This is a genomic window from Roseomonas sp. TF40 (assembly GCF_057219975.1).
The window spans coordinates 766,840-792,270 of sequence record NZ_JBXVVR010000001.1 but is presented as its reverse complement, the minus strand read 5'-3'; the positions used below and the strand labels follow the sequence as shown (position 1 = coordinate 792,270).

The window sequence follows — 25,431 nt, the reverse complement described above, 5'->3', positions numbered from 1 at the left end:
ATGGGGCTCACGAACCTTAATAAGGCTTCGAGGCCAAGTATTCGGGCTGGATCCTTGGCCGGTGCGGGCGGCCTTTCTGAGGTGGCCTACGCGGCTTACTGGAGGCGGCGCGTAAGCAGGCCGAAGACGGCAGTCGCGATGCGGCCTTCGAAGGCCAGGACCGTCAGGCGGGCGGCGCAGATCAGGAGGCGCGGCGACGGCGAAGAGGCGCCCCGATCTTGCCGCGCCTCGCGCACCAAGCTCTTCACGCCCGGGTGGGCGGTGCATTCGTCGAGCACGCGCGTCACGCTGCGCTCGGCCTCACGGAGGTAGATGGGGGCGGCGCACTCGCTGGCTGCCGCCTTGCTGAGGCGGCCGTAGAGGGCGGCCACGCGCAGGGGCGCGACGTCCGGCTCCGCCGCGCGGACCGCCTCCGCGACAGCCTCCAAGAGGGGGGAGAGGCGTTCCAGCCCATAGTCGCCAAGCGCGAAGCTGCTGGCGAGGCGGAAGTCGGCCGGGCTCTGGTTCGCTTTCAGCCAGCCGCTGATGGCGCTCTCCGGCAGGATTGTCGGGATAAGAGAGGTCTGATCGGCCACGACGGCATCTCCGTATTGGGGGCTGTCTTCGGGAGCGGGCGGCGGGGACTGCCCCGCCGCCCTGGCGATCACGCGAGGTCGTCGGTGGGGCCGCCGAGGTCCGGCGGGAAGCTGTAGCCCTTAAAGTAGGGCACGTTCGGCAGGCCCATCTTCCGCGCCCAGTGGAGGGCCCGCGAGATGGCCTCGCGGGTCGTGCCCCACTCCCGGGCGATCTCGCCGAGGCTCTTGCCCTCGGAGGCACCCAGGCGGGCGACCTCCAGCAGGAACTCGTTCATCGTCAGGCCGCCATCACGACCCTTGGTGCGGTTAGACATCTCAGGTTCTCCGTTCTCAGGGCCGGGAAATGCCCGGACCCAGGGCTGCGCGCCTTCGAGCAGAGGCCTTCTGACTCATTCAAAGTGGGCTGTCGAGCCCAATAAGCATAATGGGTAAAATCTGGTTATCGGTGTGATCCGCCGATCACACCCCCTGGCCTACTCGTCCTCCCCAGCTACCTGGCCCGGAGTTGGGTCGAACCTGCGGCTGCGCCCTGGCGAGGCCGGTGACGTTCCCGCCCCGGTTGGTGTCCGCGCGCTCTCGGCCGCCGCTCTCGTCCGCATCTGGAGGGGACGGCTGCCCACGAACTCCAGTCGGCCCATGAACCGCCCGAGGACTCGGGGATCGTCGTGCTTGATCCGGACGGCAAATCCCTCCTGGCCGGGGACCACGCAGAGGAACTCGTGCTTGTCGGGGTTCGACGCGGGCAGTGGTGCTTTCCTCGGCGCGCTGTCTTTGCCGCCGAGATCGTGCTCGATCCGGCCGAGGACGGCGCCGCCGAGGCCATCGTCGAACACGAGGAAGAACTGACCAGGCACCAACCGCACGGCGGCGGCGTCGATGATGATCCGGTCGCCGGGGCGGATGCCCAGGAAGAACAGCAGATCGGTCGGCGACAGCAGGGCCACGGGCCTTGCGCCGCCGTGTTCCTGGAACAGGTCGGCAGGCAGGCGCCAAGTGGTCACAGCGGGCAGCGCCAGGAGGCCACCGGGCCTTCCGGGATCCACGGCTCCCAGGTCCACCTCCGGCACCTCGACAACCGACGGCACGATCACGATGGCGGCCTGCGCCGCGGGCGGTCCGGGAAGCGGCGCGCTGAGTTCCGGCAGCGGCGATGTCGGGTTCTCTAGCGCTTCCAGGGGAACGTTCAAAGTAGTCGCCAATGCACGCAAAGAAGGAAGCGTCGGATTTTTGGCTTTCCCTCGCGTTATATTTCTGACGGCATCCGGCGCCAGCCCACTGGCCAGCGACAATCCTCTCGCACTGAAGCCCCTGACGTGCATGAGCTCCAGGATGCGGCTACCCAGAGCCCCGCCTTCTGCTTTGAGCTGCTCGATAGGGCGGCGGACGCCTCTGGGCATTATCTGATTCCTTCCTTCGAGCCAGTTTGGGCTTGCGCCTCGTCGTTTAGCTCCGCACTCCTCTCTCAGGCAAGCATGATGAGGCTCATGAGCCCAAGGGAGGCCGGGATGCACGGGAAAACGGAGGGCCTCACTCAGGTCGCGTTCCTGGACGAGATCGAGAAGTTCCTCGCCGAGACTGGCATGGGCTCGTGGGAGTTCAGTGTCCGGGCGACCGGCAACTGCCGCCTCGTGCATCGGCTCCGGAGGGGCGACGTCTGGGGCACGTTGGCCGTCATCCGCCGGGTAGAGCGCTTCATGGACGAAGAGCGCGCCCGCCGGTCGGCCCCGCAGGCCGGGGTGCCCGCCGAGGGCGCGACCGACGCTCCGGAGGGCCGTTGACATGGCCGCGCGCAGGCAGAGGCGCCGCAGGCCTGTGGACCCCTCAGCGGCGTGGCGGCTGGTCCGCGAGCAGAGGCAGTCCGTCGAGGCGGCCGCTGCCGCGCTCGGCGTGACGGCGGGGGCGGTGAGCCGCTCGGTCAACAGGGTCGCCAGGCTGCTCGGCCTGCCGTCGATGGCGGAGGCCAGGTCACGGCTGCCGATCGGCCCCGGCCGGGTTGGGCCCAGGCCGCGCCTCGACGCCGAGCGGCTGCACCGCATGGTGCACGGCGAGGGCCTGAGCCTGTCGCTGGCGACCGCCAAGGTCGGCTGCTCCGTCGAGGGCGTCCGGTACGCCCTGCAGCGCAGGGAGAAGAGGCTCGCCGAAGAAGCCGCCGTGATCGGGGAGGCAGCGTGATGGGTGCCGAGGGGAACGGCTGGAAGCTGGCCGCGAGCATGGACGACATCCGCGCCGAGCACCCGGACTGGTCAGAGGACGAGTACCGGGCCGAGTTCAACCGGCGCTTCGATGCCGCCATAGCCGATATGGTCACCGCCGCTGCGGGAACGCGCTCCGCGAAGAAGAGCAAGAAGGGAGGCGTCTGACATGGACGGTTACTGGTACTTGGCGACGCCCTACTCGAAGTTCCCCGGCGGGATCGAGGCCGCGTTCGAGGCAGCCGCCCGCGAGGCAGCGCTCTACGTGAAGCTGGGTGTCGCCGTCGTGTCGCCCATCGCGCACAAGCATCCTATCGCCGCGCTGGGCGGCATCGACCCGTACGACCACGACATCTGGATGCCGATAGACGAGCCGCTGATGCGCGGTGCGGTTGGCCTGATCGCGGTGAAGCTGCCCACGTGGGAGCTGTCCAAGGGCATCGCCATGGAGATCGAGGCGTTCAGGGCGGCCGGTAAGCCGGTCCTATTTGCAGAGTCCGGCGACGTCCCAGCATCGTTGCTCGGCACGTGGGCGGAGCGGATTAAGGCTCTTGGCGGGTTCATCAGGTTCCTGCCTGGCCAGCAGTGCCAGCCTTCGTTCGTCGAGGTATCCGTGCGAGACGAAGCAGGCCGTGTCCTCGCTGTTCTCTCCTACGAAGAGGAGCACTTCAGCGACAACCTGCCCAAGGTCCACGCGACTGTCCGCGCTATCCAGGTGAACTGGCGGAGAGCGGTATGACGCCGAATATGCTCCGCCTCGCTCTGGGCGTGAATGCGGGCATCGCCGCCCTTCAGGTGCCGGTCGGCGTACTGATGCTGGCGGCCGTCCAGGACGCCCGGGCCGAACGGGATGCCGCTCGCGCTGAGGTGCAGATGGCAGCACACGCCGTGCGTGGCGCCGAAAGCGCGGCGGCTGCCTGCGCCATTCGAGGAGAGCCGAGATGATTGCCTCACCAGTCATGCCGGAGACGGCGTGGGTGCGCGCTGCGGTCGCGGGCGTCCTCGACGGCTTGTCCGGCCGCTGCGGCATCGGTGACGCGCTCAGTGAGGTGGACGAGGAGGTGATGTCGGAGATCTCCGGCTCGCTTGCTGCCGTCATCGCCGACGCGGCGAGCCACCATATCCGCGAGATCCAGGGACGGGCCGCGAAGCTCGATGCGCCCAGGGCCGCGGCCGCGCGCGAGCAGGCCCGGCTCGCTGCCGCGGTCGGCGGGACGCTATCGGCAACTGTGCAGCCCAACCGCGAGGCTCGACGCCGCCTCGCGGCCATGCAGCGCACCCCGACGACGAAGGGCTGACCATGGCGCGCCCCGGTCGCAGGCCAGGCTTCTTGATCGACGTGGGTGCCGCGTGGCACCTCGTCCGGGAACGCGGGCTGATGCTGCGCGAAGCGGCCGACATGCTCGGGTGCCACAGAAGCACGGTCAGCCAGGCCGTTAACTGGGAGGCCGCCCGACGTGGCGCGCCGAAGACGTATCAGCTGGAAGGACGACGCGAGGCAATCGCGCGCCGTAGGGGGAGGACGCGCGATGCGTGAGGATGCCTGCTTCTCGGTCGGCGTGCCGATCGGGGTGGCGCGCGGACGGGCCAACCGGTGCCCGGAATGCCGGGAGGACAACTGGCTCGGCATCGCTGGCGGGACATGGCTGTGCGCAGCGTGTCGCCACGAGGAGTCCACCGCTGGTGCTGGTGCCGTCCAAGCACCATCCGACAGCGGCCTGCGCGCCGCGATGCGCCGGGACTTCGAGGAGATCTGCGTTGCCGCCCTCGCGTCGGAGATCCGCCGCGTGCGGACCAGCCGGGAGCCGCTGGGCACCGATGGCGCGGAAGGGATGGACGAGTTCGGGGAGGCAGGCTGATGGTTGGCGGCAGGATCATCGACGTCCGCACGATGGGCGACGCCACGAGGCTATGGGTGCTGGACGCGACCCACGGCTTCAACGACGAGCTGGCGATCCACGTGCGCGAGGCGCCGGAGATGCCGGTGCCCGGTGACTCCGTCTGGTGGCAGGGCCGGGCGGCGTACTGGACGCCAGCCGACCGCGGCTTCAGGGATCGTCGCCTTGAGCGCTTCGGCTCCGCCTTCGACCCGAGGCCCATCCGCGAGGAGGCATGAGGTGAAGGTCATCCATCGCGGCCACGAGATCAGCGTCGAGACGGCCGGGCGCGCCGACCCAATGCGCATGATGTGGTTCTCCGTGTTCCGGCTCTCGGACGGCTACGAGTGCCTGTCCTCGCAGGAGGACACCGCCGAGCTCGTGCGCGACAAGGTGGCCCAACTCCGGGATCGCATCGACGCGGAGTTCGCCTCGCCGCATCCTTGGGGCGAGGAGGCCGACGACGTGGAGCCCGGCGAGCAGCTGCGGGAGGTGGACTGATGAGCCGCGAGGTCCGGCGCGTGCCGATCGGATGGCGGCACCCGACCGATGCGGCGGGTGCCTTCATCCCGCTGCACGATGGGCGTGAGTTCGCGGGGCGGGCCACTCTCTGGGAGGAGCACCACGCCGCCTGGCTGCGGGGTGAGACCTTCGACTACGCTGCGGGAGCATGGCGTCCGGACCCGGAAACGGTGGCCGCCTACACGTTCGAGGACTGGCACGGACCGCCCCCCGATCTGGCGGCCTACACACCTGACTGGCCGGATGCCGAGCGCACGGGCTGGCAGATGTACGAGGCGACGACCGAGGGCACGCCGATCTCGCCGGTCTGCGCCACGGCTGAGGCCCTGGCACGCTGGCTCACGGTGAACACGGCCTTGGCGTTCGCAGACGAGGCGGCGACCTACGAGGAGTGGCTGGCCGTGATCCGCGCGGGCTCCGCTCCAACGGCGGTCCTGCGTGATGGCGCTCCTGTGTCCGGGATGAAGGCGGCCGGTGACGCCGCCTGAAGAGACTGATCCCAAAGGTCAAGCACCTCAGAAGCCGGGGACGACGCGATCCCATTGCTTCTTGAAGGGTTCGCTGAATAAGGCCCCTATGACAAAGAAGATGAAGCCGATGTAGACGTCACGCCAAGTGGTACGGCGCTCTTGCTCATCGAGAAGGTCTCTGAAGCGGGCATCCTGCTTTTCCATCAGGTCTGAAGTCATCATCTTCACCTCATCCGCCAAGCTGCGGAGATCTACCCTGTGCTGGGTGCTGAAGGTGGCGTCAAAAGGTGGCCACTGCGGGTCGCGGCTCGGTGGCTTCGGGCGAATGCTGTTGAGGTAGTGGTCGCACCAGCGTGCAAACCCCAGGAACGCCTGTGTCGCGAACGCCAGCACGGCGACGAGTGCGAGGCGCGCGACCAGGCTCCGCGTGTCCAGAAGGAACATGATCAAGAAGAAGCCGATGGCGGCGAAGGCGGCAGCGCCTACCGTTGTCGCCGCGATGTGAGCTACCCATGCGGCTCCGTATTCCAGCTGTTTCAAGGCCGTCCATTGCAAGGGTTCCTCTTTCGGCCGCCCTCTGCCCCGATCCGTGCTCACGCGTGCTCACGCGTGCTCTCCGGAAATGTGCCTCGTAGCCGTCATCTGATGACGCCTTCCGGTACTGTAAAGACCAGCAGGCTCGAAGCCCCTGAACATGCCGGGTTCGCTGAAATCGAGCGTGGGCCATGAATTGCGCTGAAGCCAAAAGCAACATAGTGTCGATTTTTATCTGAAAACAATGTATACAACGTGATCGGGAAAGCACTAACGAGCGTTAGGACGCGAATTTTCTTCATTTTCTTGTTGATTGCGTGCTGTTGGGCGGCACCTTGGGGGCAATGCCATCACCTCAAGGAGCCCACATGGAGCATCCACTCGACAACCTGACGCCGACGGCCTTCGCGCTTTCGGCTCTGGGCCGCCCGCCGCACGGGCCGCCCACGATGCGCCACGCCTGGCACGGCACCGACGTCCCGTGCCGCGTCAGCGGCGCACCGGCGGCGGCCCACGGCACGCCGTGGAAGGCCGAGCGCGTGATCGCGGAGAGCTTCGCGCCGCCCGAGACGCTGGCCGCCCCGGACAGCCTGGCCGCCTGCGGGGCCTGCGCCTTCTTCGCCGTGGGGGCCACGTTCCAGGCCGTGGTCCGCGAGCGCGGGCTGCCGGTGAAGCTCTGGTTCAACGCCGCGTGGCGCTCGTACAGCCACATCTTCGGCGGCGCGCCCGGGCACCTCGTGCCGCGCCGCGAGGACTGGCGCGCGTTCCTCCTGTCGCCGCCCGAGCCGCCGTTCCTGCCGGTGATGACGACCGCCGGGGCGAAGAACCTGATGCACCGGGCGACCATCGCCCGGGACCGCGAGGTGTTCCCGGTCCTCGTCGAGGAGGACACGGTCTGGATCCGGCGCTCCGAGTTCGCCGCGGTCCTGGCCGACTTCGAGGCCGCGCTGGCGTCTGGCCTCGGACGGGATGCCCTGCTCAGCGGCCACTACCCGACCGCCGCCATCATGCGGGTGGGCATCACCCGCTGGCTCGAGATCGAGGCGCTGATCGCTACGCACCGACACGCCCGGCTGCGGCTGCTGCGCCTCGCCCATGCCGTCGCCCGCGGTCCCGCGCGCGACACCGACACGACCGAACAGAAGGAAGCCGCGTGATGCACGCCATCGAGAACACCGCCACCGCTCCCCACCCGGCGGACCGCCTGCGGCAGGTCGCCGACGCGCTCGGCCTGCGGGCGACGAACGACGGCTACTACGGGCCGAACGGCAGCTACGGCATCGAGAACGTGCCGGACGGGCTGTGGCGTGCCGTCGGCCCGGGCAGCATGGCCTCGCGCTTCGGCGTGACGGCGGAGCAGGCGGCCGACCTGCTCGTCAGCTGGGCGCCTGCCGCCGACGAGATCGGCGCGATGCTGGTTGGCGGGGAGCGGGAGGAGGCCGACACCGCCATCATGGCCTTCGTCCAGGCGTGGCAGCTGTTCGCCCGAGGGGAGGCCATGTGATGCTTCTCGGCTACGACACCCAGGACCGGGCGGCCGCGACGGCCGCCACCCTGATCCACGCGGTCTACGCCAGCCGCGACGTCCGGCGCCTGAAGGTCGACACCGACTTCTGGGGCCGCATCTAGCGCTTCACGAAGGGTGCGGCCAAGCGCGCCGCGACCCTGCCGGAGTTCGTGGAACGCCTGAAGCCCCGGCTCGGCTGCGACACCCTGCGGCCCGTCGGCGAGGCGGAAGACGGCGGGCGCGCCTTCGTCACCGGGCTCCTGGCAAGGCCGCTGGCCGAGCCCGCCGCCGTGCTGCGCGCCCTCTACCGCGAGACCTCGCTGTGCGTGCTCCTCGTCCGCGACCGGATCGAGCGGGAGCGCGCGGCCGAGGAGGCCGACGACACCGGAGACGACGCGCCCCGGAAGCCTTGGCGCGCCCGGATGCTGCAGATCGCGGCCGACGACCTCTTCGCGGCCGCCCCGGCCGCCTGAACCCGATCACAGGAGAACGACCATGACCGACACGACCGACGACACATCCGGTGCCGACATCTTCGAGCATGTCCGCCTGACCGGCACGTTCACGCTCCGCAGCCCGCTGTCGCACATCGGGGAGTCCGTCTCGACGACGGGCTACCTCGTCCAGGACCCGATCGTGCAGCCCGACGGCACTGTGGCCGAGGTCTTCAGCTACTCGGGGAACGCCTGGCGCGGGCAGATCAGGGACATGATGGCCCGCCGCGTCGCCGAGACGGCCGGGAGCAGGCTGCCCCTGGACAGCTTCCACCTGCTGTTCAGCGGCGGGCGCCTGGACGGCCAGGAGAAGCAGGTGGACCTAGCGGGGGCGCGCTCGATCCGCGCCGCCCTGCCGATGGTTGCCCTGCTCGGCGGCGGGATCGGCACGCAGCTGCTGGCCGGGAAGATGCGGGTCTTCAACTCCTACCCGGTGTGCCGCGAGGCGATCCCCGTTCTCCCGGCGCACCTTCACGAGCAGGCGCGCCGTGTGCGGTACGGGACGCTGACGTACGAGAAGGAGTTCTCGCGCCGCGACGACAGCCGCACCCGGGACGGCGACGACTGGCTGGCGGCGGCCCCGGATGAGGAGAAGCCGAAAAAGGCCGGGAAGACTAACGAGCAGCAGCTTCGCATGGGCAGCGAGCTCGTGGTGCCGGGCACCGTCCTGTACACGGAGATCCACGCCAACCACGTCTCCCGCGTGGAGCTGGGTTGCCTGCTGCGGTCGCTCTCCGACTTCGCCTTCTCGCCCTTCATCGGCGGCCAGGCGAACCGGGGCCACGGCCTCGCCACGCTGGCCTACGCCATGGAGGTCGATGGCTGGCGGGACGACGAGTGCGTGACGGCGGAGGCGGGCCAGTGCGTCCGGTCGCCGTTCGCGGCGCAGCTCGTCGCCGAGTTCCGCGAGCACATGCTGGCTTCGGCCGCCGAGATCCGCACGGTCCTCAGGATCGCCGCATGAGGCCCCTCGTCATCACCGCGGAGACCCCGGCGGGCTACGCGGCCGGGGATCCCTGGTCGCCCACCCTCGACGGCATCCTGGCCTACGCGTTCATGCGCGAGCGGCTGGGGCCGGACATGGGCACCAACATCGACCTTCGCCCCGTCGAGGACCTGCCGCTGGCCGTGGAGAGCCACGGCGGGCAGTGGTGGTACGCCGCCGGAGTGCCGCAGGTGGAGCCCATCCGGCAGTTCGACCGATTCATCCACCGACGGTTCGACGTCCTCGACGCCGAGCGCCTGGTGCCGGGTGTGAGCAAGGTCCAAACGGCGATGGGGCCGTACAAGGCGATGCGGAAGCCGCGCCACTTCACCGTCACCCGCGCGGTGACATGGCAGGCGATCGGCGACGCCGCCGAAGTCCGGCGCCTGCTCGCGGGCATCCCGAGCATCGGCAGCGGATGGAGCCGGGGCCTCGGCCGCGTCACGAGGTGGACCGTAGAGGAGGTGGAGGCCGTCACGATCCGGCGGCCCGTGCCGGTGGCGTTCGCCGAGGAGCGCGGGATCACCGGCACGCGGCTGATCGCCGCACTGCGGCCGCCAGCACATCTCGCGGAGAACCGGGTCATGTGCATCCTGCCGGACGAGATGGACCCCTTCATGAGCGCAGTAAACGACCTGCGACGGGTCGCGTGAGCCGGGTCCAAGCGTTCTCGATGGAGGGCGCGCGCCTGCACGCGCGCCTGCCGTCCCACCGGCGCGCTGTGGAGAAGGCGGTGTCCAGAGTGCGCGAGGCGCTGGCCGCATCGCCGGGCGCCTGGGCCTGCGCCTGCTCCGGCGGCAAGGATTCGACGGCGGTGCTGTCGGTGGCCGTGGCGGCCGGGTGGCGCGGACCCGTGTTCCTGTTCCGCTACCGGGCGACGCCGGAGGAGAACGTGGAGCACGTCCGTCGCCTCGCGGGTCTCCACGGGCTGGCGGTGGACATGTGCGACGTGGTCGGTGCCTGGGACGCGTTCAACCGCGTCGGGCACTTCTTCGCCACGCCCGCCACCCCCGAGGAGCACGAGGCGGTCCGCTGGATGGAGCGGACCTACAAGCGCCAGGCCGCCGATCACCAGATCGCCCGCGGCTGGGCGGGCGTCCTCATCGGCATGCGGACCGAAGAGAGCCTGAAGCACCGGACCGTGTTCAAGCGGAAGGGCTGGCTATACCGCACGCAGGACGGGCGACCCATGACCTGCTGCCCCATCTACGACTGGTCGGCCCGCGACGTCTGGGCACGCATCCAGGCGGCCGGGCTGCCGTGGCTGGCGCGCTACGACGACGCCGACGATCGGTGCTGGGAACGGTCCGAGGAGACTTGGCTCGCCTACGAATGCTGACGCACCGGGCAGGCGGCGAAGATGCGCCGCCGGGACTGGAACGCCTGGTGAGATCGGGCCGCTCGGTTTCGGGCCTCGCACAGGAGCTGGGACAGCAATTCCGCGCCATGCGATGGTTACAGAATGCTGACGATTCTTCGCCGTGCCTGGGGGCGCGCCCGGCATCCGGTCCGCGAGGTGTTCCGCCTCGGTCCGCACCTCTTCTACGTGGTGGGCTCCGCCTACGCGACCCTGTTCCTGTGGCTGAACCGGTTCCGCTGGGAAGGGATGATGATGGACGGGGCCGCCGAGATCGGAAGGTGCAAGGCCGCCGATCCGGCCGCCTACTGCGGCGCGCTGAACGCGGGCGAGCAGTCGTTCGAGAGCGCCCGCTACCTGTTCAATATGCGGCTGGAGTACTGGGGTGGCGACCACGGCTTCTTCGACTTCATCATCGTGGCCTGCATCTTCCTGCCGTTCGCCGTCAAAAAGACCCTCTTGCACCGGCGGGAGCGGAACGCGCTGGTTTGGTACCACGGCTTGCTGCTGCTCTACCTGTCGGCGCTCACGATCGGGCACGAGCTCTTCATCGTCCGGCTTCCGACCATCGCCCGCTACAATCCGTCGCTCAAGGATTTCCTGACGATCCACGGAGTCAAGATTACCTTGCCGCTCGAGGTGTTGGGCCACGGAACCCTGAATCTCGTGTCCTACGACCCTAGCCAGATATGCTTGGCCATCGCCGCGACCTTCCTGGTCCTGCTGCTGGTCCGAGGACGCCCGGTGGTCTGATGCCCAGAATCGAACGGGGGCCTCACGGGCCCCCGTCCACCTGTCGACATGTGTTCTCGCCTCACGCCTCCCACGCCCGACTGAACGCCCGGTCCGCGAGGGCCGCCGCCAGCCCGGTCACCTGGCGCAGACGGAGTACCTCGTCGGCGTCCATGCCGAGCTCGGCGGCGATCCTTTCCTCGCCCCAGCCGCGCCGGTGCAGGTCCACCACGATCTCGGCCATGGTCTCGACCGAGTGCTTCCCCCGCGCCCGGTTATGCCGGATCGCCGCGGCCATCCGGTCCTCCTTCGACGCCCGCCCGGCGTTGATGACTGCCACCGGCAGGCGCCCCTGCACGCGCTTGCGGACCGCCCCGACCTCCCGGCCGACACGGTTGCGGTGGAAGCCGTCCACGATCTCGAAGCGACCGTCCTCCTCGGCCATGGCGACGATGGGCTGGGTGTAGCCGTCCGCCTGGATGGAGAGCTGGAGCAGCCGCATCTCCGGCGGTGCCACGCTGTTCGGGTTGTAGTCGTTGACGTGGACGGCGGCCTGGTCCATCCAGACCACGCAGTCCACCGGCTCGGCCTTCATCGGGCTGTGCTCCCGCAGCGCGAGGGGCAGCGCGTTCACCGCGTCCATCCGCCGGTCCTCGGGCAGCGCGTCCACCTCGGCGAAGAGCGCCCTCGCGCGCTCCACGAGATCCGCGGTCCTGTCGTCCGTCATCCTGCCGTCCCCCTGACCTCGGCGGCGACCTCGCGGGCCTCGGCGTAGACCCAGTAGGCCTCCAGCACGTCGGCGTAGGTCGCCAGCATCTCGGCGACATGCTCGACGGTAACCTTGAACTGCGCCTCCCAGTCGATGAATTGCACGCCCGCGCAGCGGCCTCGCCTGCAGGCTTCGTCCGCAACGAGGTGCAGGAGCACGGCGCTGTCCTTGCGCCGCTGAAGGGCACGTAGGCCCCGGGGGCAGCGGTCGAGCGCGTGCGAGATGCGCTGGAGTGCCGCTGACAGAACGTCGGCGTCGATGAAGGTCTTTATCGCCATGTCAGCGGCCCTCCCGTGCGGCGCGGATCTGCGGCAGCGCGGCGGCCAATGCGACCGGCAGCCAGCGCGGCATCGGGCTCGCGCCGGTGAGCCAGCGCCACACCGTCTCCCTCCGCACGCCGAGCGCCGAGGCGAACCTGGCTGCCGTCCAACCGGCCGCCCGCGCCTCGGTCACCGCCTCCCTGAGCCCGCCGTCTCCCATGCCGCCCTCGCCAGCCTCCCGTTGCCCCATGCAACAGGAGTGCGGAGCCCGCTGGCCGATCGCAAGGAAGATCGTGGGCTTCTCACAGGAAAACCGGCATCCCGACACACACGCATACACTCCCGGACGAAAGTGTATGCGCTGGTGTCAGAGAACAGGTCGGCGCGTTGTCAACATTGGGCACGCTCCGGAAAAAGTGGGGACTTTATTGGATAACTGCTTGTTTCGGGCTCGGCCGATCATACCTGGGCGCCGTGCCTGCTATCCGCAGGCTTACAGCAGGAGATCCGGGATGCGGAGTGACGTGCTGGACGGCAGGCTGGTGCCGCCGGATGAGGCGGATGCGGTCATCGTCGGTGAGTTCGACGGCGACGTCAGGTTCGGCTGGACGGACCTGAACATCGACGCCGCTCGCCTCGCCTTCTCGGCGGCGGCGCTGCGGGACGACCCCGATCGGGTAATCGAGGACTGGGAGTGGCAGCTCTACGGTGTGGCCCCCTTCGCGGGAAGCAGCCTGCCGCGCGCGTCGGTGGTTCAGGCGGTGCGGGATGCGGTCCGCTACCTCTCGGATACGGACTACGCCATGGCGTGCTCCGGCGACGTGATCGAGCCGCTCGGCGCTCTGGAGGTGCTGCTGACGCAAACCGATGGTGGCGTCGTGGCGGATGTCCGGATCGGCAGGAAGCTCGCGCTAGGGCTCCACGCGCTCCGCTTCGACATCAACCTGATGGCTCGGCAGGACATCCTGCAAGGCAACGCCCGCATCGTGCTGGCCTGCTTGCGGGAGCTATTCGACGACGGCACTCAGCCCTGATCGTTGATGGTGTTTGGCTGGCCACCCACGCCGAGCCAAGCGTCAACGGATTGTCCACTCCGCGCGCCACCTCACTGGCGCGGAGCTCGGGCATCGGACGGGGTTCGCGTGGATCGGAGTCCCCCCCTTACTGACGGTTTCCGAATTACATCCGGCGACTTCGGAATTCCTTTTCCAAAGTCGTGAATCACATTTGTCGGGCTGGTTATCGACAGGATTGCACGGTGCGGTGACGGTATCCTGCCGTGCGGATGCCGTGCCGGTGCGGTGCTGGCACCGCGGGCTTCAGGCTGCGCGTAGGGCGTCGCGCTGGTCCCACGCCGCGAGAAAACGGTCCAGCGCGTCGTGGTCGTGCGGCTCGGACGTCCAGCACTCGTCGCCGGTGTCGATGACCGGCGTCGTGCTGCGGTTGTAGCCCGCACGCTGCAGCACGATGCGCGCGAAGCCGGAGCGTGCCGCCGCCGCGACGACGCCCTCGTCGATGAAGCCGAGCAGGCCGACGATCCGCACGCTGCCGTCCTCCATGAGTTGGGCCTCGTGGATCATGTCGAGTTGGCGCCGCCCCTCGATACCCACGAGGTCCCAGGCCAGGTCACGGCGACGGCTGCGCTCCCAGGGACCGGCGTTGGAGCCGGGACGGGGCGGTTCCTGGGGCTGCGGCAGCCGGGCGGCCGCGACCGGCCCGGGGACGGCGTTACGCGCTGGCGGCTGCGGTGCCACCACGACAGCCGGACGCGGAACCGGCCGCTCGTGGACCGCCAACGGGTTCAGGCGCCGCTTGCCCTCGACAGCTTCGCGCCAGGCGGCCCCCACGATCCCGGCGGCTTCCCAAAGCGAGCTACCGTCCTCGTGCTCGTCCAGCGCGCGCAGGGCGGCGAGGAGCGGCCGGTCGCCGCCTGCCTTCTCCTCGGCCTCCAGGGCGCGCAGCGCCGCTGCGTTCGCCGCGTGAGCGAGAAAGTCGCCGCCGTCAGCCGCGTGCCACCTGCCGAGACGGCGGATGTCATCGCCGGTCATCGCCGCGCCCGCCTCCGCGATGGCGGCGAGAGCGGCCGGGGTACCCTCCGGAAGGCATGCCACGATCTCGGCGGCCGTCACGCGGATCAGGCCGCTGCGCTCGCGCTCGATCCACCGCTCGGGGTCCTGCCGCACCAGCTGCACCTGCTCGACGACGAGGGTGGCGCCGGACCGGCGCGCCGCACGGGCCTCCTCCAGCGTCTCGCGGTCGTCCTCGCCGAAGGTCCACGGGCAACCGGAGGGTGACGCCTTCGTCGCGCCGGTGCAGTCGCGCACCCCCTGAAGCAGGCGGCGGTAGGCGGCGGCCGCGCCGCCACGGCCGAACTCACGCCGGAGTTCCCCTGGCGGCAGGTACTCGCAAGGGAAGGGAAACTGCTTCAGGCCGCCCACCAGCCACGCGGCCGCCGCGAGCCAGAGCGGCCGGATCTCCCATGCCTCGGCGCGCAGGCCGCCTCGCATCTGGGCCTCCTCGAGCGCGCGGGAGGCGTCCACCCAGCCGAGCCGGAGAGGCTGACCATCGGAGTAGCCATCGTCGCACGACAGCATCCACTTCACATGCTCCGGCACGTAGCGGGACCGCCACTCAGTGGGGCGGCAGCGGATCACGAGGCGCATCCCGTCCGGCGACAGTCCGAGCTCGGGCTTCCAGCCCTTCATGCGCTCGGTCACCCAGAGCATCGACTTCCGGAGCACGCGCTCGGGCCCGACTTCATCCGGCAGGGCGAGGCGGCGCCTGAGTTCGTCCTCGGCGCTGCGGGCCTTCCGGCGCGGACCGGGCTCCACCGGCTCCTGCGACCACTCGTAGTCGCCGCCGCGCCGCGCGGCTGCGAGCTCGAAGGCCAGCCAGCAGCGCACCATCACCTCGTCCGGCGCGGCGAGGATGTCGGCCACGCGGATCCACCGGTAGATCGGCGGCCTGGTCAGCCGGTTGTCGGCCTTCACGACGACCAGCCGGTCCCGGCGGAGCACGACCTGCGGATGCCCGTGGCCCCGGCGCTCGATCGGCCCGAGGGCGGCCAGCACGTCGCAGCGCCGCAGCCCGGTGAGCTCCAGGACCTCGGCGAGGCCCACGTCACGGTGGCCGAGGACCCATAGCCCGGCGAACAGGGCGTTCAGGGCCAGCAACTCCCGCGGCCAGCCGCCGGGGCAGTCGTCGAGCAGCCCGGCCGGGTTCAGCTTCGCGGAGAAGTCCTTGAGCCCGGTGCCGCCGCCCGGCGACTGCGCCTGCGCGGCTTCCGGCACATCCTCGGTCCCGGACGCCTCGCGGGCCGGGGTCCTGGACGGCACGATCGACTTCACGCGCGGCGTTCGCCGCTGCCAGGACACACCCATGAACGCCCCCCACCAGAGCGCGAGCCATATAAGGCTCGTAAACCTACTATAAGCCATTCTGCCGCCGCCTGCAAGCCTAGATGGGAAAACAGCCTAATTTCAGCGCCTTATAGCCATGTCGCGGCGTATAGCGTAAATTAAGTACTCTAGTATCGCGCGCGTGCGCGCACCCGCATGCGTGCGCGCGAGAGGGATTCGCCTAGGACGCCTGGAGTCCGCCTGCCGCTGGAAGATCACCGACCGGAAGCTCACAGCGCCGCAGGCGAGGCAGGCCGCCGAGAGGTCGTCCGCCGCGATGGCAGGCTTCAGGGCAGGGTCGTTCAGGAGCAACACGATATACGCCGCGCATAACGGGCAAGCTTCTGTTCCTGCTGCAAATTTCCCGTTCAGGCATGCGCCTCGCCGCCCGGTTGCACACCCCTGTATGAGGCCGCCTAGCCCAGGGGATGAGCGCGATAGGCAAGAAGACAGCGAAGAAGTCGTCCGTCCTGGGGGAGCCGCGCGACCCGGTTCACGTCGTCACAGCGCCCTCCGAGCGCTGAGCGGGCCACTTGGCCGAGCCGTAGCGCCGCCCGGTGGAGCACGGCGGACCTCGGGTGCAGCACATGGCCACCGGGCTGCGGCAACTGATCGCGTCCGGCCGGGTGACGGCGGAAACGGAGTCCGCCGCGAACCGCTTCCGCACCGCCTGGGAGTGGGGAGTGCACGGGGCGTCCGAGGCCCGGAGCATCAGCATCTGCAAGCCGCAGTCTCTGTCGCGGGACGGCTGCATGGTCGCCTAGGTCGCCGCGGTCGGGGAGTACCGCGAGGCCGTGCAGGCGGTCGGCATGCAGGGCGAGATGCTCCTCGTTGCCTTCTGCTGCGAGGGCGTGTCGGTGCTGAAGGTCGCCGAGCGCCTGGAGGAGGCTTGAATGTCGGCGAGGCGCTGGAGGGCGGGACGCCCGACGCGCGGCCGAGATCTGCGACGCCGCCATGGCACCCGCCGAGGAGGTGCAAGACCCCTACGCGGCCGCCAGGCGCCGGGAAGCCCAGGACCGGGCAGCCGCGCTGCCTGCCGGACTGCGGCGCTGCGCCGAGGCGGCCTGCGGCATCGTCCCGGAGGCCGGGCTTGTCCTCGACCGGGTGGATGCGGCCGAGTGGCGGCAGCGCTTGGCGCGCGAGGAGTCTGCCCGCCGGGAGGAGATCCGGCAGGAGCTCCGCCGCCGGGCAATGTCGTCCCGCCGCCGGGTTGGCGATCAGCTCGTCGGCGCGGCATCTCTGCGTTCCGCCGGGACGAGGACTCCCCGGACAGCGATCGATACGCGACGTTGTCCTGCGATGGTCATGGGCTGGACGGCTACGCGGTCCTGCGGACGAACGGGGTTACGGTGTCGCGCAAGCGTTCAGCGATGAGGTTTGGCGGCTGTGCGACGAGGGGATGAGCACCGACTGGGACGACCCGGCCGTGGCCTTCTACGGAGACGCGGAAGAGGCCGCCAACGCGATGGCAGACTTCATCCTGTCGTCCCTGGACGAGTTCGAGGAGCTGGATGGATGACCGCCACGGTCATCGAGTTCCCGTCCGGCCGGGTGCGCCACAACGGCCCGGCCGCCTTTATCCCGGCACCCTCGGCCTCGATGGACCGCTTTCTGGACGCCGTCTCGGCCGCCGCAGCCGCGTGCATGGCGGTCCCGGACTACCGGCACCCGGCGCTGGTGGCCCACGACCGTGACGCCTGCCGCGAGCTCGCCGCCGCCATCGAGGACGGCTGCTGGCGGGGGATGGAGACGCGGGACGCGCTGGCGCCCGTCGAGGGCTGCGCCTTGGCCCTGGAGCGCGTCGTGCCGGAGGCGGCCGACGACTGCGTAGGTGCCGCGCTGCGGGCGATCCTGCGCAATGCTGGCGACCACCTGAACGACGCCTGGCAGGCGCTGCGACCGCCGGGGGCCGCGTAGTCGTTCCGACGCCGGTTGAACGTGGCCGGGCCGCAAGCCACCTGAGGTGGCCACGAAATCGGAGAGACAACATGAAGCCCGAAGTGAGGGCCGCCATCGCGGCCATTGCGCTCAGTCACGCGCAGCGTCGCAGTCTGTCGTCGGTCTACGACTACTCGAAGAGCAGCCACGTGAACGTCTCCGTCAAGGTGAGCGGCGATCGCGTGGAAGGCTACGACTACACCAACAGCGGCCACTTCGGCGGCGACATGCCGGGCCTCTATCACTACGGGCAGGGTGCCCACATCGACTTCAAGTTCAACGGAGACAAGTACGAAGGCTACGACTACGGCACAGGCTCCCATTTCGAGGTGAAGGTCAACGGCAATAGCGCCGAGGTCTACGACTACGGGGCAGGCGGCTACTTCTCCTACTCCACCTGACGCGGCCCTTGCCAACATCGAGGATATGAGGCATACGGGCCTCATGTTCGCGGACCTCATGACAGCCAAGCGGATACCGTCGGCGCCCTGACGCCCCGCCCGTGTCCCCCGCTTGTGAGGTTCCCTATGTCCGACCAGGACCCCCCCGCCGATGGCGAGCCCATGCGGCTCGCGCCCGAAGTCGAGGCCGCCATCGCCAAATCGATCGCTGAGGCCGAGCTCTCCGAGCCGATGGCGGCCGACGCGTTCGACGAGCTGATGGAGGAGGTCGAGGCGGCCGCCAGCGCAGTGGCCGAGCGCCGCGACCTGCCGGACCCCGCACGCATGGCGGCGGCTGCGATGCTCTGGACGGCGCTGGATGCCGTCCCCGGCCGCCGCGAGGCGCTGGAGGATCGGCCGGGCCTCGTCATCGTCGAGGCGCCCTCCGCGGCTTGGTGCTCGGCGCTGATGGAGGCGTGGCCGCACGTCGTCCCCGGGCAGTCCGAGAAGCCGAAGAAGCGGGGCTTCGGCGCGGCCGAGGACGACGCCGTCTGGCTGCGCGTGTCGGCCGATGGCGGGCCCGCGGATGGTGAGCGGTCGCTCCGGGGCGCGGGTGCGCCGCAGGGCATCACCGCGGCCCTTCGACGGGGGCGCGGCGTGGTCGGCATCTCGCACGCCCCCGATCGCCTCCTGCACCGGGATCTCGTCCGCGCGGCCGACCATCGCCTCGCGGCGCAGCCGATGATGCCCCGGCTCCTGCGCGAGGTGGCCGAGCTCCTGACCGGCAGCCGCGCCACGGCCGCCGTGACCGACGAGGAGGCCGCCCGCGTGCAGCCCGCCGATCTACGGCTGGCGGTACGCGTCGGCGAGGCTGCAGACGACTTCATCGGCCGGGTGCTGAGCCTGTCGCTGCCCGCCGCGCCGGACCGCCCGGTGATGACGCTTGACCAGCTGCACGGCGCCAACGAGGCGGTTGCCTGGGGCCGGGACCTCTGCCGTGACCTCGCCGACTACGCGCGCGGCCGCCTGCCGTGGTCGGCCGTGGACCGGGGCGTGCTTCTCGCCGGGGCGCCCGGCACCGGCAAGACGACCTTCGCCCGTGCGCTCGCCGGGTCCTCCGGCCTGCCGCTGCTGGCGACGTCCTTTGCGGCCTGGGACACCGCCTCGGGCCGCGGTTACCTGAGCGATCTGCTGAAGGCCATGCGCGAGGAGTTCGACAGGGCGCGGCGGTCGGCACCCTGCATCCTCTTCATCGACGAGGTGGACACGATCCCGTCGCGCGGCGGCAGCCGGGAGCACGACGACTACTGGCGGGCGGTGACGACCTGCCTGCTCGAGTGCCTCGATGGCGTAGGCGGCCGGGAAGGCGTGGTCGTGATCGCGGCGACGAACGACCCGACGAACCTCGATCCGGCGCTGGTGCGGTCCGGGCGCCTGGACCGGACGATCCGCATCCCGCTGCCGGACGCCCACGCGCTGGCCGCCATCCTGCGCGTTCACCTCGGCGCGGACGACCTGCCGGGCGGCGACCTCACGGCGGCGGCGGCCATGGCCGCCGAGGCAGGCGCCACCGGCGCGGACTGCGAGCGGTGGGTGCGAGGCGCCCGGCGGCGCGCCCGCGATGCCGGGCGTCCCGTGACGGCTGACGACTTGGCGATCGAGATCCGGGGGCCGGAGCCCGAGCCGCTGCCGCCCGAGATTCTGCACCGGGCCGCCGTCCATGAAGCGGGGCACGCACTTGTCGCCGCCCGCCTGATGCCCGGCCGCCTGCGGCAGGTGGACCTGCACCAGCGCCCCGGCTCGGGCGGGCGCGCCGTCGTCACGGGCGGCGGCGAGCGGGCGATGACGCCCACCGTGCTGCGGCAGTCCCTGGCGTACCTGCTCGGCGGCCGCGCGGCCGAGGAGGGGGTCCTCGGCGAGCCCTCGGCGAGCGCAGGCGGCCCGGCGAGCAGCGACCTCGCCCAGGCGACCGAACTCGCGTGGGCCGCGGCGGGCTCGTGGGGCCTGGGTGACCGGCTGCTGTGGGCGGGCGAGCCGCGCAGCCTAGCTGCCGCCATGGCCCGGCCCGATCTCGCCCGCGACGCCGAGCGCCTTGTGCGGGAGGGACTCGGCATCGCGGAACGCATGGTCCGCGATCACCGTCCGGCGCTGGAGGCCATCGCGGAGGCACTCGTCGCCCGCGGCGCTCTCGCCGGCGAGGAGGTCGAGCGCATCGTTGCGCGCCACCGCCAGGCACCGCGCCCGCGGCCGCGCCCTGAGGCCCCGGATGCAGGCCACGCCGCGCAAGACCCGTGAGGCTCGGGCGGCAAGCCCGCGAGGTGCCCCGCCGATCGCTGTGGCCTTGCCTCGGCAGGGCGTCCAACGCGCCCGCCGGAACGCGAGGCAACGGGCCGCGTCGGCCGTGAATCACCGGAAGCCGCCGCACGCGACGCGGAAGGCGGAGCACATCCAGCGGGAGCCGTCGCACATCTGCCCCGGTTCTGAATCACGGAAGCCGGGGTCGTGAAGCACGCCAGCCAGGGTTATGGATCGCATTTGTCGGGTTCCGCGGCACGGCCATCCGGGCGGCTGTCAACGGACTTGTTTCGCCAATCAGAACAACAGATTACGGTATGTTCACGGCGTTTAGCGTAACTTTAGGTGCCTGTACGCGCGCGCATGCGCGTGACCGTGCGGGCTACGCGCGTGCGAGGAGCTGCGCCTGGAACCTGGAGTCCGCCGCCGATGGCAGGCGCGCGGCATGGCAGGCCGATCGCCGCAGGCGCTGGAAGGCCGTGCAGGGGGAAATCCGCCGCGGCCCTGGATGACGCCGCGACGGGCAGTTCAGAAGCAGCATGATATACGCCGCGAGTTAGGCGTAGGTTGTGGATTTGAATAGACATTCTAGCATCCGTTAGACGTCGGGGATGTCGAGCCTCTTCTGGCTTGCGAGCCGTCGCTGCAGGCTTCCGGCGTGGGGGTGGTGCCTCCGGGATGGTTGTCCATGCGGATCGGTGAGATGCTGTCGGCGGCGTGGGAGGCCATCAAGGCGGCCTTGGCCGCGGCGAAGCCGGTGCTGAAGCGGATCAGGCGCGGCGGCCGTTGGGTCTGGGAGGTCTGCCGCAACACGAGCGTCGCGGTCGCGTCGGTGGCCGTGCAGACGCCGGGCTGGCTGCTGGCGCACGCGACGGCACCCTTCAGGGCGACCACCGACCGTGCACCGGCCGAGGGTAAGGGACGCGTCGAGGGCCACGACGAGGTCCACCGGAAGCTCGCGGCCGAGACACCGGAGGCCCGGGAAGCTGCGGAACTGGCCGTCCACGGCGACCGGCTGCGGTCGCTGTGTAAGCGCTTGGCCGACGGCGCCGATCCGGCGCGGCTGCAGGGCATCGTCGGGCGGCTGCCGCGCGACTGGCAGCTTTGGCTACGCTCGCTGGACGTGCCACGGCTGCAGACGGCCTCCCGGACCGAGGCAGGGGCGCTGGTCGCGCACCTGACCGGTAGGGACCTCGTGCCAGGCCTGCCGACCCTGGAACAGGGCGCTGAGGCGGATCGCCTTGGCTGCCAGCCGGAGGCGATCGGCGCCGCCCGCGTGATCGAGGCATGGCGATCCCGTCGCCCGGAGCACATGCCGGGGGCTGACCGGCGCGTGCGGCACCCCGGCCGGGAGCCAGTCACCGCCTGAGCGCCGGTTGATTCCCCGGCAGTGATCCCGTGCGAAACCGCCGCCCCTCAGCAAGGTGGGGTGCGGCGGTTTCGTGTTCAGAGGCATCGAGGTGCGAGGCGACATGGACGACGCGATGGACGGCCGCGTTCTGGCCATTGTCGCCGCCCTGGCGGCCGCCGGGCTGACGGCGGAAAAGATCGATTACGACGTGCTCGGGGCCCTTCCCGAGGTCGGCGACTGCTGCATCGATTAGGCGCGCGGTCTTGCAGTCGTGTTCGTGGTCGCCGCGTAGCCGCCCGCGAGCAGGCCTAAGTAGGAGACGGCGGCCCCCTGCCGGGACCGCTCCCCTCGTGTCTCATTGCCCAGTCGCTGCCGGTCAGGCGAGCTCGCGGACCTCAGCCAATTCCTCGTGCAGGTCGCTGTTCTCCTCGACGAGCTCGGCGACCTGATCGCGCAGGGCCTCGATCTGGGCGTCCTTCAGCGCCATCGCAGCCCGCAGCTGGTCGACGGCAATCCACAGCGCCTGCTCGCGGCCGATGGCGCGCTCGGCGTGGTAGTTCTGCCAGCCCTCGGCGCGCCGGGCGTTCTCGGTAGCCGCCGCGCTGCGCAGGCCATCGAGCACCGCGAACGCCATCGTCGCGATCGGGTTGCCGACCGAACTGACCAGGGAACCGTTCATCTCGTCGTCTCCTTGCTAGCGGCATCGAGGCAGAACCTGCCCATCATCCATATGGGGTTCCAAACCCTCATGTCAACAGATTTGTGCTTATTATACGTAAATGAGGATTGACTTTCGCTGAGCCTGGACTGACCCTCGATACTTGCTCGGCGCGCTGCGTCGGGCTTCCAAGAGACAGCGCGTTCCAACCTCGCGGCGGCCGGGCCACCAACCGGCCGCCGCCCTCTCCGATTGCACAGGAGGCGCGCCCCCACGTGTTCGCCTGGCCGCCGCGGGCGCTGCGGCCTTCTCGATGTGCCGCTGTCCGCTTTGTTAGGGGTCTAGGGCGGGTTGTTACCCACCTCCAGCGAGCCGCTCAATTTCGTCGATCGCGCGCGAGAGTTCCTCGATGTGCTGCCGGTGCTGCGCGAGTCGCTGACGCTCCTTGTTGAGGTGCTCCTTGGACGGGGCGCCCGCCTGCCGGTTGAACTCCGCGTGCCGCGCCAGTTCCCTGGCGAAGTCCTCGGTGTCCTTCAGCAGTTCGTCCCGCCGCTTGAGGTAAACTTGGTAGAGTTCTGCGGTGCCCATCGGCTTCCCTTGTCTATTCATTCGAGCACTACAGCATCTCCGGCGCTGCCATCCAGACCCAGTTGACCCGGGAACACGCTATCGCCGCTCGCAAGACGCGCTCCTCGCGCGAGCACTACTGCCCGGTCCAGGTCCACAAGAAGCACCGCCTGTCCCGCGCCTTCGAGGTGCAGATCAGCAATCCGCGGCGCGCAAAGGTGCAGATCGGTCCGGTCCGCCTATAGCCCTTGAGGGCATGATGGCCACGCGCCGCATCGCCCTCGCTGGCTGCCTCGTCGTTGACGTCGAGCAGCCCGCCCTCAGTGCGTTCGGCTATCGGTCGTCGCGTAGCACTTGGGCTGCTTGCCTCTGGACGTCTTCAGCACTCTGCCACACCGGGACGCGGCAATCGCCGCCCTGGTAGCATGCGTCGCGAATCACGAGGCGGGGTCGGTTCGATGACGGAGCGGGTTGGCGAGGCATGGTGGCAGCACGCCAGGCTGCCGGAGGCGTACCGCGACAGCCACCGCAACCTGCTGTGGTGCGGGCCCCGGGAGGTTCTGGAGCGCGTCGTGGGCCTGATCCGCGACGCGATGGCGGCCGGGGATGCGGGTGCTGCTGTGGACTGGGCTTGGTTCCTGAAGCAGCAGTCTGAGGTCGGGCCGGGCGTCTACCCTCACGTGTTCCTCGGCTGGCGCGATCCGACCCCGCGGAAGCCCCGGGCAGCGGACCTCCTGGCGTTCGAGGTGCGCGCCGCGGCGCTGCAGCCGATCTTCGAGGTGCTGGCGGCCGAGCTCCGTGCCGCCCCGGCATCCGACGGGAAGCCTGCGAGATCCCTCAGGCCGGACCTCACCAGCCCGCCCTACGAGTCGGTGCCCCTGGCATTCGCGGGTGCCGCCGGGATTGTGGAGTCCGCAGCGCACGACCTAATCGCGATCCGATGCGCCGCCGAGGACAGTCTGCGCATCCGGCACATCGACCGCCGCTACGAAGAGCACAAGCGGGCCGAGGCTAATGCCCAGCGCGCCCGGGACGAGGATTTGCGGAAGGCCGTCGCCGGGCCGCGCCCAGAGACGCCGCGCAGGCCATCGGTCAACCGGCGCACCGGCGGCATGACTAGCCGGAATGACGACGGGAAGAGGTGGTGGGACGATGGGAGCGACGGCTGAGGGTCGGCCGACTCTGAAACGGGCGCATACAGACACACGCGCATTTTGTACGTGGGCGTTTCATGTCGGCCCGACGGATGGAGCAGGCGGGTTGGAGCGTCGGGAGGCGGGTAAACCCGCTTCCCGGCCGTTGCGCGCTGTGTAAGTCCTCGGAATCGGTGGAGGCGTGGTATCAGGCGTGCACCGTCTCCATCCACGCCGCCGAGCCCGCTCAATGACCATCAATCCGCCTAACCTGGAGAAGACCTCGCTGGACGAGTTCGAAAAGACGGTCCTGTCGGGTTGCCAGCGTGTTGTGGAGGACAAAGAAAACCCGGTCAGGCTGAACTTCTTCGCCGCCGGTGTGCGGGAGATCTTTGGTCACCTCCTGCATCGCTTGGCCCCAGACGCCAAGGTGGCCGCGTGCTCCTGGTTTACGCCCGAGCCTAATACCAACGGTCCCACCCGGCGACAGCGCGCGAAGTACGCGACGCAGGGAGGCCTTCCTGACACGTTCATTCAGGAAGCAGGTATCGACGTCAATGACCTCCACAGTGAGGCGATCCGGGCTGTAGAGAGGCTGAATAAGTTCACCCACATCCGACCAGGGGTCATCGTCACTGACCAGGTCGAGATTGATGCGTTCGTGCGCGATGCGCTGTCCGCCCTAGAGGGGCTGCTTGCGTCATTCGACCAGTGCCGCCGCGAGGTCACGGAGGCGATCTTCGACCACATAGACCGCTCAGTGGTGGACGCCCTCATCTCGGACACCATTCAGGAACTGGACGAGATCGCGTCGCACCACAGCATCGAGGAGGTCTGCGTCGAGGAGATGCTGGTGACGAGCATTACGGACGTTCAAGTGGACTTCAAGATCCACGGCACGGTTAGCGTTGACCTCCAATGGGGCTCCAACTCGGACGTTCGCCGCGGGGACGGCCATGTCATTGAGCTCGGCTTCCCGTTTACCGTGACTATGTGGTCGCCCGTGGATGAGGTCACCAGGTTCGAGGATGTGACCGCGTCGGTTGACACCACCAGCTGGTGGGACGGCTACTACGACGACTGACGATGACAGAGGCTACGCTCCGTCGTTGGTAGGTGGCTCTAGGCTGACCAACTTGGTGTCGAGTTCGCTTGCCAGCCACGCCAGCGCTTCACTCCGGCTGCGCAAGTGCGCCGCCTCCTGCTCCAGCACACGCACCGCCGCGGCGGGCACCCACGCCGAGATCTGCTTTCCCCCTGCTGCCCAGCGACGCACCAGGCGGTTGTCGAGTGGGTCGCGCGGCCCTTGGGGACACATGGGTCCGAGCGCGAGGGAGAGCGGCCGCTGCCATCCGTCGCCCCAGACGGCCTCGGCAGCGCGCCGGACGATGGCAAGGCGCTCTTCGGGTGCCGTCATGGCTTGTACTCAGTGAAGGC

37 protein-coding genes are annotated in these 25,431 nt (G+C 69.7%); 27 read left to right on the top strand and 10 right to left on the bottom strand.

Going from position 1 to position 25,431, the window contains the following annotated elements; translation table 11 throughout:
• Positions 1–95: 95 nt before the first annotated feature.
• The 3 genes from AC2D9U_RS03320 to AC2D9U_RS03310 all read right to left on the bottom strand — a co-directional run bounded on the left by AC2D9U_RS03320 (position 96) and on the right by AC2D9U_RS03310 (position 1,894).
• Positions 96–575, bottom strand: coding sequence for a hypothetical protein (locus AC2D9U_RS03320; protein WP_484746454.1), 480 nt, complete (start codon positions 573–575; stop codon positions 96–98).
• Positions 576–643: 68 nt separating this feature from the next.
• Positions 644–889, bottom strand: coding sequence for a hypothetical protein (locus tag AC2D9U_RS03315; RefSeq protein WP_484746452.1), 246 nt, complete (start codon positions 887–889; stop codon positions 644–646).
• Positions 890–1,048: 159 nt separating this feature from the next.
• Complete coding sequence (locus AC2D9U_RS03310) at positions 1,049–1,894, bottom strand: helix-turn-helix domain-containing protein (RefSeq protein WP_484746450.1); 846 nt, start codon at positions 1,892–1,894, stop codon at positions 1,049–1,051.
• 165 nt (positions 1,895–2,059) lie between these two features.
• On the opposite strand from AC2D9U_RS03310, the gene AC2D9U_RS03305 reads away from it, so the two are divergent.
• From AC2D9U_RS03305 to AC2D9U_RS03260, 10 genes are all read left to right on the top strand, one after another.
• Positions 2,060–2,353, top strand: a complete 294-nt coding sequence (locus tag AC2D9U_RS03305; protein ID WP_484746449.1) for a hypothetical protein — start codon at positions 2,060–2,062, stop codon at positions 2,351–2,353.
• Position 2,354: 1 nt separating this feature from the next.
• The gene (locus AC2D9U_RS03300) at positions 2,355–2,747 is read left to right on the top strand and encodes a hypothetical protein (RefSeq protein ID WP_484746447.1); all 393 of its coding nucleotides are present in this window, start codon (positions 2,355–2,357) and stop codon (positions 2,745–2,747) included.
• Positions 2,747–2,935, top strand: coding sequence for a hypothetical protein (locus AC2D9U_RS03295; protein ID WP_484746445.1), 189 nt, complete (start codon positions 2,747–2,749; stop codon positions 2,933–2,935). Before AC2D9U_RS03300 ends, AC2D9U_RS03295 begins: the two co-directional genes overlap by 1 nt.
• 1 nt (position 2,936) lies before the next feature.
• The gene (locus tag AC2D9U_RS03290; RefSeq protein WP_484746444.1) at positions 2,937–3,506 is read left to right on the top strand and encodes a DUF1937 family protein; all 570 of its coding nucleotides are present in this window, start codon (positions 2,937–2,939) and stop codon (positions 3,504–3,506) included.
• On the top strand, positions 3,503–3,712 hold the full coding sequence (locus AC2D9U_RS03285) for a hypothetical protein (RefSeq protein ID WP_484746442.1): 210 nt from the start codon (positions 3,503–3,505) through the stop codon (positions 3,710–3,712). The genes AC2D9U_RS03290 and AC2D9U_RS03285 overlap by 4 nt, the downstream gene beginning before the upstream one ends.
• A 14-nt stretch (positions 3,713–3,726) precedes the next feature.
• Complete coding sequence (locus tag AC2D9U_RS03280; protein ID WP_484746441.1) at positions 3,727–4,065, top strand: hypothetical protein; 339 nt, start codon at positions 3,727–3,729, stop codon at positions 4,063–4,065.
• 231 nt (positions 4,066–4,296) lie between these two features.
• On the top strand, positions 4,297–4,626 hold the full coding sequence (locus AC2D9U_RS03275; RefSeq protein ID WP_484746440.1) for a hypothetical protein: 330 nt from the start codon (positions 4,297–4,299) through the stop codon (positions 4,624–4,626).
• Positions 4,626–4,883: a hypothetical protein gene (locus AC2D9U_RS03270; protein WP_484746438.1), complete on the top strand. Its 258-nt coding sequence runs from the start codon at positions 4,626–4,628 to the stop codon at positions 4,881–4,883. The genes AC2D9U_RS03275 and AC2D9U_RS03270 overlap by 1 nt, the downstream gene beginning before the upstream one ends.
• 1 nt (position 4,884) lies before the next feature.
• Positions 4,885–5,145, top strand: coding sequence for a hypothetical protein (locus AC2D9U_RS03265; protein ID WP_484746437.1), 261 nt, complete (start codon positions 4,885–4,887; stop codon positions 5,143–5,145).
• Positions 5,145–5,654 (top strand): hypothetical protein, encoded by a 510-nt coding sequence (locus tag AC2D9U_RS03260; protein WP_484746435.1) that lies wholly within the window; start codon positions 5,145–5,147, stop codon positions 5,652–5,654. Before AC2D9U_RS03265 ends, AC2D9U_RS03260 begins: the two co-directional genes overlap by 1 nt.
• 27 nt (positions 5,655–5,681) lie before the next feature.
• Here the strand turns inward: AC2D9U_RS03260 and AC2D9U_RS03255 are convergent, their stop codons facing one another.
• Complete coding sequence (locus AC2D9U_RS03255) at positions 5,682–6,176, bottom strand: hypothetical protein (protein WP_484746433.1); 495 nt, start codon at positions 6,174–6,176, stop codon at positions 5,682–5,684.
• A 362-nt stretch (positions 6,177–6,538) separates the two neighbouring features.
• Here AC2D9U_RS03255 and AC2D9U_RS03250 point away from each other — a divergent pair, with 362 nt between their 5' ends.
• The 8 genes from AC2D9U_RS03250 (at position 6,539) to AC2D9U_RS03215 (ending at position 11,266) form a co-directional block, all read left to right on the top strand.
• Positions 6,539–7,327: a hypothetical protein gene (locus AC2D9U_RS03250; RefSeq protein WP_484746431.1), complete on the top strand. Its 789-nt coding sequence runs from the start codon at positions 6,539–6,541 to the stop codon at positions 7,325–7,327.
• Positions 7,327–7,674, top strand: coding sequence for a hypothetical protein (locus AC2D9U_RS03245; protein WP_484746429.1), 348 nt, complete (start codon positions 7,327–7,329; stop codon positions 7,672–7,674). Before AC2D9U_RS03250 ends, AC2D9U_RS03245 begins: the two co-directional genes overlap by 1 nt.
• Positions 7,674–7,799, top strand: coding sequence for a hypothetical protein (locus AC2D9U_RS03240; protein ID WP_484746428.1), 126 nt, complete (start codon positions 7,674–7,676; stop codon positions 7,797–7,799). Before AC2D9U_RS03245 ends, AC2D9U_RS03240 begins: the two co-directional genes overlap by 1 nt.
• Positions 7,800–7,847: 48 nt before the next feature.
• A complete protein-coding gene (locus AC2D9U_RS03235) occupies positions 7,848–8,150 on the top strand; it encodes a hypothetical protein (RefSeq protein WP_484746426.1) in 303 nt (100 codons plus the stop codon).
• Positions 8,151–8,172: 22 nt separating this feature from the next.
• Positions 8,173–9,135 (top strand): hypothetical protein, encoded by a 963-nt coding sequence (locus tag AC2D9U_RS03230; protein WP_484746424.1) that lies wholly within the window; start codon positions 8,173–8,175, stop codon positions 9,133–9,135.
• Entirely contained in the window at positions 9,132–9,809 is a 678-nt protein-coding gene (locus AC2D9U_RS03225) for a hypothetical protein (protein ID WP_484746422.1), read from the top strand. Before AC2D9U_RS03230 ends, AC2D9U_RS03225 begins: the two co-directional genes overlap by 4 nt.
• Positions 9,806–10,495 carry a phosphoadenosine phosphosulfate reductase domain-containing protein gene (locus tag AC2D9U_RS03220; RefSeq protein ID WP_484746420.1) on the top strand — a complete coding sequence of 230 codons (690 nt, stop codon included), beginning with the start codon at positions 9,806–9,808 and terminating at the stop codon, positions 10,493–10,495. Before AC2D9U_RS03225 ends, AC2D9U_RS03220 begins: the two co-directional genes overlap by 4 nt.
• A 123-nt stretch (positions 10,496–10,618) precedes the next feature.
• Positions 10,619–11,266 carry a hypothetical protein gene (locus AC2D9U_RS03215; RefSeq protein ID WP_484746418.1) on the top strand — a complete coding sequence of 216 codons (648 nt, stop codon included), beginning with the start codon at positions 10,619–10,621 and terminating at the stop codon, positions 11,264–11,266.
• 61 nt (positions 11,267–11,327) lie between these two features.
• On the opposite strand, the gene AC2D9U_RS03210 is transcribed toward AC2D9U_RS03215, so the two are convergent.
• Together AC2D9U_RS03210 and AC2D9U_RS03205 are read right to left on the bottom strand one after the other, a co-directional pair.
• On the bottom strand, positions 11,328–11,972 hold the full coding sequence (locus AC2D9U_RS03210) for an IbrB-like domain-containing protein (protein ID WP_484746416.1): 645 nt from the start codon (positions 11,970–11,972) through the stop codon (positions 11,328–11,330).
• Entirely contained in the window at positions 11,969–12,292 is a 324-nt protein-coding gene (locus AC2D9U_RS03205) for a hypothetical protein (RefSeq protein ID WP_484746415.1), read from the bottom strand. Before AC2D9U_RS03205 ends, AC2D9U_RS03210 begins: the two co-directional genes overlap by 4 nt.
• Before the next feature lie 494 nt (positions 12,293–12,786).
• Between AC2D9U_RS03205 and AC2D9U_RS03200 the strand changes: the two genes are divergently transcribed.
• A complete protein-coding gene (locus AC2D9U_RS03200) occupies positions 12,787–13,308 on the top strand; it encodes a hypothetical protein (RefSeq protein WP_484746414.1) in 522 nt (173 codons plus the stop codon).
• A gap of 285 nt (positions 13,309–13,593) precedes the next feature.
• Here AC2D9U_RS03200 and AC2D9U_RS03195 read toward each other — a convergent pair whose 3' ends face one another.
• Positions 13,594–15,621 carry a hypothetical protein gene (locus AC2D9U_RS03195; protein WP_484746412.1) on the bottom strand — a complete coding sequence of 676 codons (2,028 nt, stop codon included), beginning with the start codon at positions 15,619–15,621 and terminating at the stop codon, positions 13,594–13,596.
• Between the two features lie 638 nt (positions 15,622–16,259).
• Here AC2D9U_RS03195 and AC2D9U_RS03190 point away from each other — a divergent pair.
• The 6 genes from AC2D9U_RS03190 to AC2D9U_RS03165 all read left to right on the top strand — a co-directional run bounded on the left by AC2D9U_RS03190 (position 16,260) and on the right by AC2D9U_RS03165 (position 21,889).
• Positions 16,260–16,436: a hypothetical protein gene (locus AC2D9U_RS03190; RefSeq protein WP_484746411.1), complete on the top strand. Its 177-nt coding sequence runs from the start codon at positions 16,260–16,262 to the stop codon at positions 16,434–16,436.
• 751 nt (positions 16,437–17,187) lie between these two features.
• Positions 17,188–17,589 carry a hypothetical protein gene (locus AC2D9U_RS03185; protein WP_484746409.1) on the top strand — a complete coding sequence of 134 codons (402 nt, stop codon included), beginning with the start codon at positions 17,188–17,190 and terminating at the stop codon, positions 17,587–17,589.
• Between the two features lie 71 nt (positions 17,590–17,660).
• The gene (locus AC2D9U_RS03180) at positions 17,661–18,011 is read left to right on the top strand and encodes a hypothetical protein (RefSeq protein ID WP_484746407.1); all 351 of its coding nucleotides are present in this window, start codon (positions 17,661–17,663) and stop codon (positions 18,009–18,011) included.
• 126 nt (positions 18,012–18,137) lie between these two features.
• Positions 18,138–20,285: an AAA family ATPase gene (locus AC2D9U_RS03175; RefSeq protein ID WP_484746406.1), complete on the top strand. Its 2,148-nt coding sequence runs from the start codon at positions 18,138–18,140 to the stop codon at positions 20,283–20,285.
• Between the two features lie 688 nt (positions 20,286–20,973).
• Positions 20,974–21,654 (top strand): hypothetical protein, encoded by a 681-nt coding sequence (locus AC2D9U_RS03170; RefSeq protein WP_484746404.1) that lies wholly within the window; start codon positions 20,974–20,976, stop codon positions 21,652–21,654.
• Positions 21,655–21,757: 103 nt separating this feature from the next.
• Positions 21,758–21,889 (top strand): hypothetical protein, encoded by a 132-nt coding sequence (locus tag AC2D9U_RS03165; protein WP_484746402.1) that lies wholly within the window; start codon positions 21,758–21,760, stop codon positions 21,887–21,889.
• 123 nt (positions 21,890–22,012) lie between these two features.
• Here the strand turns inward: AC2D9U_RS03165 and AC2D9U_RS03160 are convergent, their stop codons facing one another.
• The gene (locus AC2D9U_RS03160; RefSeq protein WP_484746400.1) at positions 22,013–22,315 is read right to left on the bottom strand and encodes a hypothetical protein; all 303 of its coding nucleotides are present in this window, start codon (positions 22,313–22,315) and stop codon (positions 22,013–22,015) included.
• Positions 22,316–22,648: 333 nt separating this feature from the next.
• Positions 22,649–22,882 (bottom strand): hypothetical protein, encoded by a 234-nt coding sequence (locus AC2D9U_RS03155; protein WP_484746398.1) that lies wholly within the window; start codon positions 22,880–22,882, stop codon positions 22,649–22,651.
• A gap of 437 nt (positions 22,883–23,319) precedes the next feature.
• Here AC2D9U_RS03155 and AC2D9U_RS03150 point away from each other — a divergent pair, with 437 nt between their 5' ends.
• A complete protein-coding gene (locus AC2D9U_RS03150; RefSeq protein WP_484746397.1) occupies positions 23,320–24,030 on the top strand; it encodes a hypothetical protein in 711 nt (236 codons plus the stop codon).
• A gap of 214 nt (positions 24,031–24,244) precedes the next feature.
• On the top strand, positions 24,245–25,078 hold the full coding sequence (locus AC2D9U_RS03145) for a pPIWI-associating nuclease domain-containing protein (protein ID WP_484746395.1): 834 nt from the start codon (positions 24,245–24,247) through the stop codon (positions 25,076–25,078).
• A gap of 12 nt (positions 25,079–25,090) precedes the next feature.
• Here the strand turns inward: AC2D9U_RS03145 and AC2D9U_RS03140 are convergent, their stop codons facing one another.
• Positions 25,091–25,411 (bottom strand): hypothetical protein, encoded by a 321-nt coding sequence (locus AC2D9U_RS03140; protein ID WP_484746393.1) that lies wholly within the window; start codon positions 25,409–25,411, stop codon positions 25,091–25,093.
• Between the last annotated feature and the right edge of the window lie 20 nt (positions 25,412–25,431).